The sequence below is a fragment of the Paraburkholderia silviterrae genome (genome assembly GCF_004353915.1).
GTDB classification, from domain to species: Bacteria; Pseudomonadota; Gammaproteobacteria; order Burkholderiales; family Burkholderiaceae; genus Paraburkholderia; species Paraburkholderia silviterrae.
The window spans coordinates 325,815-339,523 of the sequence record NZ_SMRP01000003.1 but is presented as its reverse complement, the minus strand read 5'-3'; the positions used below and the strand labels follow the sequence as shown (position 1 = coordinate 339,523).

At 54.5% G+C, this 13,709-nt stretch carries 14 protein-coding genes; 6 read left to right on the top strand and 8 right to left on the bottom strand.

Going from position 1 to position 13,709, the window contains the following annotated elements:
* Positions 1-2 precede the first annotated feature (2 nt).
* The 3 genes from EYW47_RS09020 to EYW47_RS09010 all read right to left on the bottom strand — a co-directional run bounded on the left by EYW47_RS09020 (position 3) and on the right by EYW47_RS09010 (position 4,664).
* On the bottom strand, positions 3-317 hold the full coding sequence (locus EYW47_RS09020) for a hypothetical protein (RefSeq protein WP_133194517.1): 315 nt from the start codon (positions 315-317) through the stop codon (positions 3-5).
* A 333-nt stretch (positions 318-650) separates the two neighbouring features.
* On the bottom strand, positions 651-3,902 hold the full coding sequence (locus tag EYW47_RS09015) for a plasmid replication protein, CyRepA1 family (protein ID WP_133194516.1): 3,252 nt from the start codon (positions 3,900-3,902) through the stop codon (positions 651-653).
* Positions 3,903-3,905: 3 nt separating this feature from the next.
* Positions 3,906-4,664 (bottom strand): hypothetical protein, encoded by a 759-nt coding sequence (locus EYW47_RS09010; protein WP_133194515.1) that lies wholly within the window; start codon positions 4,662-4,664, stop codon positions 3,906-3,908.
* A 783-nt stretch (positions 4,665-5,447) separates the two neighbouring features.
* On the opposite strand from EYW47_RS09010, the gene EYW47_RS09005 reads away from it, so the two are divergent.
* The 3 genes from EYW47_RS09005 to EYW47_RS41760 all read left to right on the top strand — a co-directional run bounded on the left by EYW47_RS09005 (position 5,448) and on the right by EYW47_RS41760 (position 8,029).
* Positions 5,448-6,593, top strand: a complete 1,146-nt coding sequence (locus EYW47_RS09005; protein WP_133194514.1) for a site-specific integrase — start codon at positions 5,448-5,450, stop codon at positions 6,591-6,593.
* A gap of 71 nt (positions 6,594-6,664) precedes the next feature.
* The gene (locus EYW47_RS09000; RefSeq protein WP_133194513.1) at positions 6,665-7,153 is read left to right on the top strand and encodes a hypothetical protein; all 489 of its coding nucleotides are present in this window, start codon (positions 6,665-6,667) and stop codon (positions 7,151-7,153) included.
* 150 nt (positions 7,154-7,303) lie between these two features.
* A complete protein-coding gene (locus EYW47_RS41760) occupies positions 7,304-8,029 on the top strand; it encodes a hypothetical protein (protein WP_240763613.1) in 726 nt (241 codons plus the stop codon).
* Here EYW47_RS41760 and EYW47_RS08990 read toward each other — a convergent pair.
* Both EYW47_RS08990 and EYW47_RS08985 read right to left on the bottom strand, forming a co-directional pair.
* On the bottom strand, positions 7,988-8,389 hold the full coding sequence (locus EYW47_RS08990; protein ID WP_133194512.1) for a hypothetical protein: 402 nt from the start codon (positions 8,387-8,389) through the stop codon (positions 7,988-7,990). The genes EYW47_RS41760 and EYW47_RS08990 overlap by 42 nt on opposite strands.
* Before the next feature lie 58 nt (positions 8,390-8,447).
* Positions 8,448-8,927, bottom strand: a complete 480-nt coding sequence (locus tag EYW47_RS08985) for a MarR family transcriptional regulator (protein WP_133194511.1) — start codon at positions 8,925-8,927, stop codon at positions 8,448-8,450.
* Positions 8,928-9,124: 197 nt separating this feature from the next.
* On the opposite strand from EYW47_RS08985, the gene EYW47_RS08980 reads away from it, so the two are divergent.
* The 3 genes from EYW47_RS08980 (at position 9,125) to EYW47_RS08970 (ending at position 11,224) form a co-directional block, all read left to right on the top strand.
* Positions 9,125-9,523: a helix-turn-helix domain-containing protein gene (locus tag EYW47_RS08980; protein ID WP_133194510.1), complete on the top strand. Its 399-nt coding sequence runs from the start codon at positions 9,125-9,127 to the stop codon at positions 9,521-9,523.
* 238 nt (positions 9,524-9,761) lie between these two features.
* Entirely contained in the window at positions 9,762-10,706 is a 945-nt protein-coding gene (locus tag EYW47_RS08975; RefSeq protein WP_133194509.1) for a ParA family protein, read from the top strand.
* A complete protein-coding gene (locus tag EYW47_RS08970; RefSeq protein WP_133194508.1) occupies positions 10,703-11,224 on the top strand; it encodes a hypothetical protein in 522 nt (173 codons plus the stop codon). Before EYW47_RS08975 ends, EYW47_RS08970 begins: the two co-directional genes overlap by 4 nt.
* A 20-nt stretch (positions 11,225-11,244) precedes the next feature.
* Here the strand turns inward: EYW47_RS08970 and EYW47_RS08965 are convergent, their stop codons facing one another.
* The 3 genes from EYW47_RS08965 to EYW47_RS08955 form a co-directional block, all read right to left on the bottom strand.
* Positions 11,245-11,469 carry a hypothetical protein gene (locus EYW47_RS08965; protein ID WP_133194507.1) on the bottom strand — a complete coding sequence of 75 codons (225 nt, stop codon included), beginning with the start codon at positions 11,467-11,469 and terminating at the stop codon, positions 11,245-11,247.
* Between the two features lie 239 nt (positions 11,470-11,708).
* Positions 11,709-12,911 carry an XRE family transcriptional regulator gene (locus EYW47_RS08960; RefSeq protein ID WP_133194506.1) on the bottom strand — a complete coding sequence of 401 codons (1,203 nt, stop codon included), beginning with the start codon at positions 12,909-12,911 and terminating at the stop codon, positions 11,709-11,711.
* Positions 12,895-13,560, bottom strand: a complete 666-nt coding sequence (locus EYW47_RS08955; RefSeq protein ID WP_133194505.1) for a hypothetical protein — start codon at positions 13,558-13,560, stop codon at positions 12,895-12,897. The genes EYW47_RS08960 and EYW47_RS08955 overlap by 17 nt, the downstream gene beginning before the upstream one ends.
* Positions 13,561-13,709: the final 149 nt, after the last annotated feature.

Below are 13,709 nucleotides of genomic sequence, written 5' to 3'. Positions count from 1 at the left end.
ACCTATTTCTTGCTTACCCGTTCGTGCTTGTCTTTGATCATCTGGTAGTAAGTGCTCGCACCCGCTTTCGTCAGATTCACCTCGGCGATGAACTTCTCGATGATGTCCTTCCGCGTGACATCCTTGATGGTCCGCATCCGCTTGTAGATTTCGGTTGCCAGTTCCATCTTCGTCGGCGTAGCCGGTGTCGCTTTCGTTGCGGGATCGTTCTCCGTCGAACTCGGCATCGATCCGACCGCACTCTGCTTTTGGTCAGCACCAATCGGCTTGGCCGCCTTCTCGTCTTTGCCCGCCGCACCTTGCTTCTGATCGACCATCTTCGCGCTCCATTCGTTGAAAGTGCGTCCAGGGTCCGACAGATTGCCCTTCAGGGCAACGGCAAACGAACAATCACGACCGACACAACGGCGACCGCAGCGAATTTCGACGGGCAACAGTGACAGTTTTCACGTCACACCCCCACCCCCTCCTTCTATCCCCTTGATTAGCCGAAGCTTTCCGAGCCAGATCATCAGCTTTCCTAGATTCTGCCATAGGGCCAACCCGTAGTTGGCCCCTTCGTTCGAGCAGATCAGTCGCCGCTTTATCAACACAGAAAAAACACTGATCTACAAATCATTGCACATCGCGGCGAGTTGTCTGCCCCAAGGTCAGTCGCCGATGGGCGTGAGCGGAATAATGCCCTCATCCATATCGAAGGGATTCGGTTCAACTGGTTGAAACCTTGGCTTCGCCGGCGTCTTGTTCAATTCCTGACGGCGTTGACGAGCAGTGAGCTCTTCCCACCTCTTCGCTGGCTGCTTGTCAAGTTTCACAAACCTCAACCGATTCGGCTTTTCCGGCGTCTCGCTCACGACAAACATGCTCCCGCCATCGAGCAGATTTTGCTGCACACGGATCTCCGGCATCCGCTTCGTGAAGTTCTTCCGATACTTGTCCATCCGGTCTATCGTGTCCAGATCGAGCGCGTACTTGTAGATTTTCTTCACCCCCTCATACTTGCTCGTCTTCGTAGTATCGAGACCAATCAGCTTCAGGAAGCTCTTAAGCTGGAGCATGGGCTTCTCGTGCAAGTCATCGCGAACGCGCGCCTGAAGAACCAACCCAATTTGCAGAACATGCAGTTCAACGGCTTCGATGAAGGCCCCGAGCGTCCTCGTCTCAAACTCGGCAAACGTGTCAGGCTTGCCATCTTCGTCCACAACGCCGGCGGCGCGGAGCAACGTCCTCAGCAGCTTGCACTTCCTGATGTAATCCTCGCGCTCTGTTACCGACACGCCCTGCTCAAGGAGGGCAAACTGATTCAATTGATGCCTGTTGGCGAAAAATATCGAGTTGAACCATACGCAATCACGAAAACGCCCCCGGTTATCCAGCCGCGCCAGATCAACCGTAACCTCTTTCACGCCATAAAAATATTCGATCTGGTAGCGCTCAATCTGAGCCTTCTCGGCTATTGTCACAGTCTGCTTGTCGCACAGTTCGAGGTAACGCTTGCGGGCAATACTGGGCGCATTCGCAATCGCCATAAACTCTTCCTCTATGACGTGCTTCTTCGCCCCGTAGTACTGCTTGGCAAGCTTCTTAGGATGTATTGTCATGTCGTGCGAAGATTCGCGAACCTCCCACCCCTCGCGTTTCTTCAGTTCGATGAAATGTTCACGGACGTTATTAAGCGATGCGTGACGCATGGACTTAACTTGAGCATAAACTTCAATCAGTTTGTCATCCTCGTGGTATTGGGGACGCCCCTCCCAATCGAACCCCTTCAGCACTTCGGGCAGTTCGCCCCGTGACAGGATGCTCTGCCTCACTGCATCGACCTCGTACTCAAGATACAGGCATGCTGGAGAAATCCAGACATGCTGGTCGCGCATATTGCGCACCCGGGCGAGCTGCTGGTCCATTTCGAAATGCGTAGTGACCGCCACGTCGAAAAAGCCGAATACGTGTGTAAATTGAGGCAGCTCGTCGGGAATGTTGATGTCAACACCAGTCCCCACCGACGGAGAAACAATCAGCACGTCATAATCCGCTGAAGTCTCCTTGATCGTCGCGATAAACCGGCGGCCTTCCTCGGTAGTCGAGTTGTCAGATGTGATGATCCGAAGCCGGATCCTGTCACCGCACCGCTCATGCAATACCCGCCGGATCGTCTTTGCCCGGTCCTTCGAATTGCACGCGATAAACTGCTTTCCACCGGTCCCGACGACGGTAATCGCGTAGTCGAGCAGTTCCGCCTCCTTCTTGTACAGATGCACGACATGCTTCGGCTGCGTCGCGTCCTGGTTCTTGCGGAACCGGTTGACGTAAAACCGCACCGGCCCCTCGTCATCCCGAAGCAGGGCCGTGACGTTGAATGTCAGCCAGCCAAGGTCGGCATCACAGAGCACCACTTGTTTTGCACGGCGGATGTAGAGATGCAACAGGTTGAAACAATACTTCCGTTTTTCCCCAGCGAGCGTGCTTGACAGTACGTGCGAATACACCTGCTCGATTTCATCAATCACTACCACATCATACTTGTGGCGTACCGGATTGAGATAGCGCGACAGACTATCGAGGCACACCACACAGTACCTGAGCACTTCATCGCGGTTCTCGTAGCTCTCCAGTTTCCTCAGGTAGTTGTGCATCTTGAGACGGTCGGCCAAAGATTCCGCCAAAACCTGACGGTGCACGACCAACAGGACCGACTTCCCCTCAGCCTTCCACTTTTCAACGGCCCGTTCTAGAAGGTATGTCTTTCCCGTTCCCTTCGGACTACGAACACAATTCACCCCATCTGCGAAATCCGGAAACCCGGCGTCACCCAGAAGCCTGCTGTCCCGCACGAACACTGATTTTTCATCGGGCATCTCCCGATACTCGGCGGGAGCCTCGTCGTCGAGCCATTCTGACGGATGTTGCTGCTCCTCGTAATCGATCTCGATCAGCCCGTCTTCGAACGAGTAAAAATCGTACCCGTGAAGGTGCGAGTGGTAATTCCACTTCGGCCAAAAGGTTTGCGCACAGGCGCTGCAATACACTCCATTCTGCCCGACCCTCGACGTCACGACGAACGCACTTGCGTGCTTGTCCATATGACGAGGGCAAAAGACGCGCTTTCCCGACTTCAATTCATGAAGCAGGTAGGTCCCGTCATTCTCGGTCGTAACCATCTCGTTCCGGTCAAGCACCACCGAAGAACGACTATTTGCCAGAGCACCCGCAGAAATCGCGCGTCCATCATTGTGAATCTCGTTCTCGCCCAGTTCGATCACGTATTCCACCTGCTCCATTGGCAGCACGTGACCTACGCGATGGACCTCGCAATTCTCTGAGCCATAGAACAGGCGACTCGCGTCCGCGCAGGAGCGGTCGCCCCCGAACATACGGATGATTCCGGTGTAGGCCAGCTTCATCCGCTGTTCCGTCTCGATGGGCCGCTCCATCAGGAACACAATCCGGAAACGATGGGCGTCCGCACGATGACTTGGCGTCGTGTAGATGAACCAGCCGAATTTCTGGAAGAACGAGTTGGAGAGCACGTCTTCGATCTTCAGCCCGGAATCGATATCGACGGACAGAACCTGCATACAAAGGAAGTTCGTCGACTTCCGCTGGCCCTTCAGCCACGCGCAGAAGGCGAACCCCGAACTCACCGAGTCGATGAATTCGTCAGGAGCAAGCTCCCGATTCACGAATTTATAGGTCGCGTCCGACCAACCCACGTGATCATCGCGAGCGATCTTGTTCTTGACGTGCTGATTGATCGCGACCTTCAGCTTCGCGATGTCGTTAATCCTGATCTCGGACGCCGGGGATATCGTGGAGAGTTGTTCACACTCGCCCCCTACATCAATGACGGCAGCGGAATCTGTTGAACCCGGGCAAGCGGCAGTGGAAATATTCAGAACCATAGCTCACACCCCATACGAGTAGCAGGCTTCGAGCAACTCGCGCTTGATTGCCCGGCGATCATACGCATCGAAAATCCGCCGGTGATTCAAGTCCTGCAACAGAGCTTGAATATAGGCGCGACACGCAATCGCTGTCTGGCCGATATCGATCACGTATTCAAGCTGTTCCGCAGAAAGCACATGCCCTACACGGTAGATCTCGCAATTCTCCGAGCCATAAAACATGCGAGACGCATCGTCGCAGCGAAGACCGCCACCGAGCAACAACCGAATACCGCTATGTGCCCGCTTCATGCGCTCTGCCGTGTCAATCTGCTTCGCCAGCAAAAATACAACCCGGAAACGGTGCGCATCCGGAGCGTGGCTCACAGTCGTATAGATGAACCACCCAAATTTCTGAAAGAATTCGTGTGCCAGAACTTCGTCAATCGTCAGACCGGAATCCACGTCGACGGCCAGCACCTGTGTGCACCGGAAATTCTTGGTATGCCGCTCCCCACCCATCCAGGGACAAAAAGCAAACCCTGAACTTACCTCCGCGATGAAATCCTCAGGCGCGAGCTCCCGATTCCTAAACGTCCGCCCCGCGATATTCCAGCCGACCGTATCGCCGGGCAGAATCCTGTTTTTGACGCGACGATTGATCGCGACCCTCAGCGTTGTAATGCTCGATACCGGGATGGGGGATACAGCTTGAAATTTGCTAGCTACATTAGCAACTTGACGCGGCGGGAACGCCGGAATGACATCGTTTTGAACCATCGCAAATCTCCATAATGAAAATGAAAGATTTGGCAGGTGGTTCCGGGCTTCAGGGCAGAAGAGCGAACAGTAGATAGCAACCACCGACCAGCCACGCCGCACGATCTCGAAATCGTTCGGTATAACTGGTCTGAGGGCACTATCTTTCCCAACCGCCTGGTTTCTCACCAGGCCAGGTCCTATGACGACCTAGAGCAACGTACGGTTCTAGTCCTTCTCGTTGCTGGATGGGTAATGGAAATCACGTCTGCGCTGTGTCTGTATCCACAACCGGTGCGTGAAAAGTCCGCCGCTTGCTCACTCCTCAAGCCAAGGGGCGCAGGTTACAGGACTCCGCCCCCCATTGTCAAATCACTGGTCTGGACTGCCTCACCGGGCCGAAGACGCGTGGGTGTTCAATGGATACAGATAAGTGTTCTTCTCGTGTTGTTAAAGCGGTGACTTATCTGCGACGACACTCGACCATCCCTGATGCCGAGCCCTGCTCCCTCAATGCACGTCCCCGTCCGTCCTTTCCCCACCGCACCTTCAGCCAACTGCGCGGAGTGTTCAATAAAAATAGATAAGTGCTTTTCTCTGTGTTGTTAAAGCGCTGACTTATCTGCGACGGCGCCCCCAACGGCCCAAACCGTGCGGCGGCGGTCGTTGTTGCCCGATCCGGCCCCGCACGACCGTCCTTTCGCGTTGAAAGGAATCGCCGTGGCGTGGGCGAAAGCTGTTGTCATACCCCCTCTCAGCCCGGATGGTGTTCCTTATTGATTACTTTCTGTAAGGAATACCCCCATGACGCTCATCCGTCGAAACAACAGCAAGAACTGGTACTACCAGTTCCAAATTCAGGGTAAGAAGTTCTTCGGCTCGACCGGCACGCCGAACAAGACGAAGGCCGCTCAGGTCGAACGCGAGATGCGCAATCGCGCGCACGCTGAACAATATCTTGGGGAAGCGGAGGTCATCACGCTCGAAGATGCCCTCACGAAATACACCGACTCCCGCGAGGGCACCGCCTATCACAGCGGCATGCAACAGATCGCCCGCAAGATGCAGGGCTACAAGCTCCATCCCCGAACGAAGGCCAAGATTCCGTGCTACGGGCTGAACCCGAAACAGGAACTCCACACGTTCACGACGCGCGATATCGATCTCCTCGTCGCAAAGCGCAAGGCCGAAGGCGACAAGCCAGCAACGATCAAGCATGAAGTAGGACTGCTGCGCGCCGCCATCAATGAGATGGCGAAGCTCGGTTTCAAAGTCAGTAGAGATGTCGTTTTTCCAGAGCTTAGGACTTCTTATAGGCTTCGATATCTGGATTCCAGCGAAGAGTCGGCGTTATTGCTCGAACTCGAGCCGGAACGGCTTAAAACGCGTATAAACGCGTCTAAACCGCAAACACCCGAAATGACGCGGAATATACAGGATAACTACGACATCACGGTTTTCCTTCTGGATACGGGGTGTCGTTACTCGGAGGTCGCGAACATTCCGTGGTCAGCAATCAACATCGATGCCTGCACGATCAGCCTCTACCGGAGCAAGGTGCGCAACGAGGATGTATTGCACATGACCTCGCGACTCGAAGCGATTCTCCGTCGCCGCTGGGAGGAGCGCAGGTCCGGACAGCGGTATGTGTTTGAAGATCGCACCGGCAACGAACGCGGTTACAGCACGAAGTCGATCAAGAAGGCGATTGAGCGTGCCGGTCTCAATGATGCTGCTCTGGTCAAGGAACGCGGTGGGCGTGTCACCCTCCACACGTTGCGACACACGTTTGCGAGCAAGCTGGTCAAGGCCGGTGTCAGCCTGTATGAGGTATCGGTGTTGCTCGGCCACAGCGACCCGAAGATGACACAGCGATATGCTCACCTGAGCCCGAACGATGCGAGCCGGAAGGCGGTCAAAGTCATAGATTCGTTGCTGCAAGCCGCCTGAAATATTGATGCTCGGTCGTCCCCGGTGTATACATCAGCAAACGCCTTGTTACACGCACATCGGGGTTACTCATGCTGACTGACATCGGCGAATACATCGTCGGAGCGTACCTGCAACTTAAGCTCGATTGCGATGTGATCGACTACAACGTCCGCCCTCCTGGTGGTGGACTTCAGGGCCTTGAGGAACTGGATGTCATCGGGCTCAACTTGAAGACGAGGACAGCTTACCTCTGCGAGGTCACTACGCACATTCGGGGACTTCAGTATGGCGATCACCGCATGACCATCGATCGAGTCGAGAGGAAATACAAACGACAGCAGCAGTATGGCAAGAAGTATCTCCCCGATTTTTCGCGCCAGCACATGCTCTGGTCGCCCGTGGTCCCCAAGGGATTCTTGACCAACGCATTGTCCGAAATCAACGGACTACAGTGCGTGATCAATGGCGAATACAAGCGCCGAATCGGGGAACTTCAGGCTCTGGCAGCCGAGACAACTCACGATGCGCGCAATCCGGTATTTCGTCTGCTGCAAATCTTGGCTCACCTGCGAGATTAGGCGGGTTCTCCGGTGCTTGGCGGGACCCAAAATTGGTCACTCTTCATGTCTTATAGAAGGCGTACAAAACCGGGATTCACTAGACAGACAGCCCGGAATCGCCCCGAGTGGCTTCACGATTCCTTTGGATGACTCTATAAATTAACCATCATGAGATCGATCATCTTGAATGCCGCCGAAAGTTTGCGGAGCCCCGATACCGCGGCAGAACCAGACCCGCGCACGATGATGTTCGCTGGACAAACTCCACCGTCCCTAGCTATTCATCATCGTGAAATCGAAGCCATTCAGCTGACCGGTGCTGTACCAGAGGATGTAGCCATCCAGTTTGAAACGGCTCGCAACCTCTACCTCTATGCTTGGCACGTGTATCGTTTCTACCCGGTAGCTCAAAGCCAAGCGCTATTCGCGCTGGAACTGGGGCTCAAGCTGCGGCTTCCCAAGAGATTGCCTCAGCCGTATCAGCATCCGAAACGGCCACATGCCATGCTGGCTGGCCTGCTCGGTTATGCGATCGACCAGGGACTCATTCGAAATGGGGGCTTCCGTCGCTGGCTGCAAACCGCAGAAGATCGCGCACGGCAGCGCCGATTGATGGAGAGCCTCCAAACCATGATCGAACAACAACTCGAAATTATGGAGATCGATAAGGACGAGCCGATTAACATCACCCCAGAAGATCAAAGCTGGGATCTGGTGCAGATATTGCGAAAGAGCCTTCCAGATTTGCGGAATGAACTGGCTCATGGCTCGTCGATGCTGACGAATCAGGTACTGGGAACCATTGAACTTGTCGCGGAGATCCTGTCGCAAATCTATACGACGGACGCAGACTCAACGACCTCTGGGACCAGTCAAGGGCAGCAGGCCGGTTGAGCTTTCACCTTCACAGACACCGTCCCTCTGGATCCTGTTGAGGTGGCTTTGGACTACCTCATTCAGCCTCTGAGCATGACGTTGCATGTCGGCTGAGTCGACATACCAGAACTGGTAACGGCCAAGCGCATTGTTTTCGATTGGGGCACGCACAACGATCTCGATGCAGAATTTCCCATCGTCGCGCTTGCCCATGCGACCGAGCAATGCGTCCTTGCCATTCTTCGCGATGGCTATGAGGTACCCATCCTCTTCAAGAACAGGTAGCCAGATTCGATTGAGCGTATCGACCGACATGACGCCTAGCCGCTCCTTAATTTCCGGCCACGACCTTCCTTTGAACAACTTCTCGAATTCCATATGTAGATCTCGATTAGCAAATCGTGGTATCGATGTGTTCGAAGACCGTCAGCATTGATCACGCGACCCGCGCCAAAATCCGACGCTGCGCCTGAAACTGAACGCTCTGCGCGTCGCCCTGTAATTCCTCCAGAGCCTTTAGCAGCACATCCTGAAATCTCGGAAGCAACGCTTCCAGTTGTTCAGCAATCCCAGCCTCAGCCGCAAGGTTGCTGACTAGGCGGTGATAACCATCGAAGCCGAGCATACGCTCCCTGATCGGCTGAAGCACCCGCCGCCCTTCGTCATTCCGCTCCTCGATCCGCTCAATGTACCCGAGGTGATGTAAATCGAACGCGGCCCCGATGATCTGCCCCTGACTCCCTCCGAGAATGCAGCTCAACTCATGCAGGGTCATACCGGGAAATGCGCAGATCAAGCCAAGCGCACGCGCGGCCATCGGCGTCATCTGCAACGCACTACTAAGCGCAGATGCGCGGCAGCTTTCGTAGACAGCCATGAACGTATGAAATCGGGAAAGCGAATCGGTCGTAGTCATATGTCGTTGATTCTTCTGGAACTAACAGGCCTCCGATTGCTGGTGGCCCCCTAGCCTGCCGGTGTCTGTGACTTCCCCGGCCGATCAGGCATCCCCAGCACGATACGGGAAAATTCACGCTAATTCAACCATATTGGAATATAACATTCCAATATGGTTGTTCATCAAACTCGGAATGAAGACCACCATATTGTTCTATGCCGATCATACCTACCCCGCTGACCGACGAAGCCCAAGACGCATTGCTTGCCGCACGCGTCGGGACCGCCATTGCCGAACAACGACGCGCACGTGGACTGACGCAGGCGAAGCTCGCGGAGATGATTGATCTGGAACAGGAGGCGATTAGCCGGTGGGAACGCGGCGCGAGGATGCCGACCTTACATCGGCTCCAGCAACTCAGCGACGCGTTGGACTGCTCGGTGGACCAGCTATTGCAGCGCGGATCGAAGCGCCCAGACGACCAACTGGCGGTGATTGCGGACGCGCTTACCGGATTGGATAGCGACGAACGAGAACTCGTCGTGAATTTCGTTCAGCAGTTCGCCGACATGCTCAAGGCTAAGCATCCGGTCAAGAGCAAGCAGCGCAAGTAACGGTTAGAGGTCGAAGTACCACGTCACACTATCAAGTAAGTCTAAGCTGGACAGGGAGAAAGCAAACTAAGGGCATTCGTCACGACTGACGGTAGAATATGTGCATCGGAGCCGATAGAGACGTCGAAGTGTGCGCTACTGCAACACGAGCTTGACGCGAGCAGCCCAGTAACAAACGAGGGAAGTTTTCCACAACTGCCTGACCAGCAACGGAAACCGCAAAAAAGCGGGGACATCAATGGCAAAACGAGTCAGCATTATCAATTTCAAAGGTGGTGTTGGCAAAACCACGCTTTCATTTCAATTTGCTGCCGGTTTAGCTCGCTATCATCACGCACGAGTTTTGATGGTGGACATGGATCACCAGAGCAGCCTTTCGATCGTCAGCTTGACGGCTCCGATATGGCAAAATCTGGTTGCAAATAGTCGAACGGTCAATGAAATTTTCAAGCCATTCATCGGACAGAGCCCGACTTTCCCGACTAGCTCGCTGATTGAACGTAGTGCTATAAAACAAGCTGGAATCGCTCGACACTACTCTACTCTTGACATCGTCCCTGCGAGCCTTCAACTGGACGACATCGAGATCGATCTGACCGCATCGCATCATGGGAATGCAATTCATTCCGAGTGGGATAAGCGCACGCTCATGTGTCGATGGTTAGAGGAGGCTGGAGTCGACGAGGCATATGATTACATTATCTTTGATTGCCCGCCAGCCACGAAACTCGTATCACAAAACGCCATTGCGGCAAGTCACGGATATATCATCCCGGTCATCCCCGAAGCTGTGATGGAGCGAGGTGCGCCGCACCTTAAATCTATGATTCAAAGCGGCATCGACACCAAGCTAAAAGCTCTTGCCACAATGGGAACGCCTAGATCTATGCACGTCCCTGACACCAAGCTTGCCGGTGTTGTAATTACGAGAATCAAACCACATGGTCCCGCTCACTCAGGATACACGGACGACCACACCCGACACTTGGCATCTCTCACGAGAGTGTTCAACAATGACCTGCTTACGCCGTATATCCATGACGGCACCGGCATATCGCAAGCTCTCGACGATGGCGTACCAGTCTATGATAGGCACTACACTCAAAATATCGGCAATCGCGGCCTCGACGTTATGTACAAAGATCTGACCAATGTACTGAAAACTCGTGTGGATGCCCTGTGAATAATCGCCGCAAGATATCGATACGCAGCCGCGCTAGCAAGAAATTGTCCAACGTCGCCTTAGCGAATTATCTGGTCAGCCTCGCAGACGTGAACGATTTGCCTGACACGGGCAACCCAGTCTTGGCAAGTGCGCTACGCTCCCTTGCAAGGGCTGTCCGACAAAAATCAATCCGAATCGAGGATCCTGCTTCTCCTATCGCGCCAAAGGAGAATCGGCGAACACCCCAACTGACGAAGCAGACCAAGAAAACGAAGCCTCTGAAAGATCGCTCGGACTCTGAGAACCTGTCCAAGTTGACGTCGAAGCAGATTCGCGACTTTATCAACGACGAATCAAAGACGAAGGAAGAACTACTCCGACTGGCGTCATCTCGTTTTTCCATGCCGCTCTCGCAGCTAAGGCGCTCAACAATCGCGGAGGTCAAGCAGGCCATTCTTTCCGCGTTGTTACACGAAAACTCGATGGACATCCTCTCCCAGGAAGCCGAACGCGAAGGAAAGGCCAGATCGTCGTAATGATAAGGTCTCACCGCATATCAGTCGGTGAGACCCGCATACCCGACCCACGCTGATTCGATAAGCGACGTGGTAATGCCACCCGCCTCGAATCCTGGCACGTCTTCGAGCAACATCAGCAAATGGTCGATGAAGATAGCTCGCGAGAGGCTGGGCCCGAAATCGTCACGCACTGCAGTAGCCAATTCGCGAATCTGTTCGCTTGTAAGTGGCGGGAAAATGTTGCGGTGTTGGCTGTCGTCCATGCGACGACTATCACAGCGAACGCTGCGGAAGGACAACGACGCAAAAGACCGGTTCGCATTGAGGCCCAGCGGCAGCCCCGAGACAAGCGCCGTACTGACGGCTGATGCTCGTCACTCACCCTGGTGAATTGCGTCTATGTGAAGGCCTTCGATGGGCCAACACTTGATACAGCGGCAACCCTCGAAGACGACTATCGAGGGCCACCTTCATAAAAGTCTTGCGCTCATCGCGCGCGGCATCACTTCTTAAATCGCTCAAACGACACGACGGCGCCTTCCTCCCGCACGACCCTCCGCGTATTGGGCGTCGTCGAACGAAGGACCGCTAGGTCCAGCACTTCGGCAGGCGCACGGAAGTAGTTATCGCGCAAACAGCAAAGCTTCACCACATCGTTGGCAGAAAAACCTAGGTGCTGCGGAATCCGTTCAGCAGGGATGATGCCCTCGTTGACAAGAAGCTCCACAGTACGCCGCAGCAAACGTGGCACCTCAGGCTCCCACTTTTCGTCGCCCGGCTCAGCTTTCGAACCCCAACGAGCAGACCGACGCTTAAAAAGCGATAACTTGTCTTCGTCACTAAGCAAACCAATCGCGTGCAGCCGCATCATCATGGCGGCGACTGATGCGCCCCAACGCTGCTTTAAGATAAGAAGGTTGTCCAAGTTCGCAGGAATGCGAACCTCGGACGCAAAAGTTTCCGCCGGTAGCAATAGCGCACCAGCAAATTGGTGTGCTTGCTTTTCCATCTGGTTGTAGCGGTCTCTCTCATCGGCTCGTGGTATGTGCTTATGTAGAACAAGATGGCCGATTTCGTGCGCCAAGTCGAATCGACTCCGAAAACCATTGGCCTTGTCCGCTGAAAGAAACACTATGGGCCTCCCAAGCAGCTTGCTCCAGCTTGAAAGACCTTCGATTGACGAAATATCCGTTTCTTCCCGCACAATGAGGATTCCTGCTCCCTCAGCAGCCAAAGCCAAATTTTGGATTGGGCCACGACCCAGCTGCCAAAGTGAACGACACTCCTCGGCCGCCGCTTCGATGTCTGCGTCGCTGATTTGCTCGGGATCCTGAAAAGAGCGCGTAGGTAGCTTCACCTCCGGAAAGTCCACATACTCGCTCAAAACAACAGAAATCTCCTGCGTCCATTCCGTGCGAGCCTCCAGCTTTGCACGAGCAACCTTAAGCGCTGACGCATTGCTTCGGTACAGCGGGTTCGACACACGCGGCAACACGGGACGCGTCAGCCAGTCCGGCTGCACGTTCAGCACGGAAGCGAGGCGCTCAAAAGTATCCACTTCAGGCGCTTGGTCACCCTTGCACCACTTCGTAACCGTTGACGCCGCAACGCCGACAAGGCTCGCCAGCTGGCCTTTCGTAAGGCTGCGTGCAGCGAGCGCCTGTTCCAAGCGTGCGGGCTGAAGATCATTAATTCCCTTGGTCATTTCCAGTTTGCTTCTTGGGCTGCGTCTTGAGTTTGGGCAGTGCATTGTCCGGCTGCCCCACCGCGTTCGTCTGCTCGTACAGGCTCAAGAATTCGGTCACCGACTTCATATACAACCACGACTTCATATCGGGCGCTGGCAGCGCCAACATGACCTGGGTCAGTTGGGCGATGCCATTCGCGTCGACACCATCCATAACACCGAGAATGAAAATGGTGCCAGCCGTAGCGTCCGACGCTTCATCGAACAAGTCGCGCTGCACGTATTTGCGCTCGATGCTTTTGTTGACTTCCGCCAACGTCTTGCGCGTCGCGCTCCGCCGCAAATTCACCCACTGATGTCCGGGGATATTGAGACGTGCAACGTGGAAGATACCCCAGCGTCCCACAACCAGACGCGTACCACAAAGAGGCGTCGGATCTGCACCGTGAGCCAACAAAGCTTCGTGAAATGCCTCATTGATGTAGAAGTGCTTCACTTGGCCAGCGGCAGACGGGCGGTGCCCTTGCGTAAACGCAGACGCTTGGGTGCGGCCTTTTGCATCTCCATTGTGATATGCATCCTCGCAAGCCATCAGCGCATCGCGAGAAATGTTATGGACGATGAGTTGTTCGAGAGCTTCGATACCATCAACGGGCAAAGTCGCCATACAAGACACACCGTAGGTTGTTTTCGGGTAACGCGAATTTTATCACCAAAAGTTTCGTGTGCAAGGGGAGATTATCTGATTTCGTTCGTGTCAGCACGTGACGATGACACTCTGGTGATGCCAGCGGCAGCGTCCGGAGTGGGTACACT

Coding starts and splice junctions, on each gene's coding strand:
- EYW47_RS08955 (WP_133194505.1), bottom strand. CDS start 13,560: ATGGCGACTTTGCCCGTTGATGGTATCGAAGCTCTCGAACAACTCATC.
- EYW47_RS08960 (WP_133194506.1), bottom strand. CDS start 12,911: ATGACCAAGGGAATTAATGATCTTCAGCCCGCACGCTTGGAACAGGCG.
- EYW47_RS09010 (WP_133194515.1), bottom strand. CDS start 4,664: ATGGTTCAAAACGATGTCATTCCGGCGTTCCCGCCGCGTCAAGTTGCT.
- EYW47_RS09020 (WP_133194517.1), bottom strand. CDS start 317: ATGGTCGATCAGAAGCAAGGTGCGGCGGGCAAAGACGAGAAGGCGGCC.
- EYW47_RS41760 (WP_240763613.1), top strand. CDS start 7,304: ATGAGATCGATCATCTTGAATGCCGCCGAAAGTTTGCGGAGCCCCGAT.
- EYW47_RS08980 (WP_133194510.1), top strand. CDS start 9,125: ATGCCGATCATACCTACCCCGCTGACCGACGAAGCCCAAGACGCATTG.
- EYW47_RS08990 (WP_133194512.1), bottom strand. CDS start 8,389: ATGGAATTCGAGAAGTTGTTCAAAGGAAGGTCGTGGCCGGAAATTAAG.
- EYW47_RS09015 (WP_133194516.1), bottom strand. CDS start 3,902: ATGGTTCTGAATATTTCCACTGCCGCTTGCCCGGGTTCAACAGATTCC.
- EYW47_RS09000 (WP_133194513.1), top strand. CDS start 6,665: ATGCTGACTGACATCGGCGAATACATCGTCGGAGCGTACCTGCAACTT.
- EYW47_RS08965 (WP_133194507.1), bottom strand. CDS start 11,469: ATGGACGACAGCCAACACCGCAACATTTTCCCGCCACTTACAAGCGAA.
- EYW47_RS08975 (WP_133194509.1), top strand. CDS start 9,762: ATGGCAAAACGAGTCAGCATTATCAATTTCAAAGGTGGTGTTGGCAAA.
- EYW47_RS08985 (WP_133194511.1), bottom strand. CDS start 8,927: ATGACTACGACCGATTCGCTTTCCCGATTTCATACGTTCATGGCTGTC.
- EYW47_RS09005 (WP_133194514.1), top strand. CDS start 5,448: ATGACGCTCATCCGTCGAAACAACAGCAAGAACTGGTACTACCAGTTC.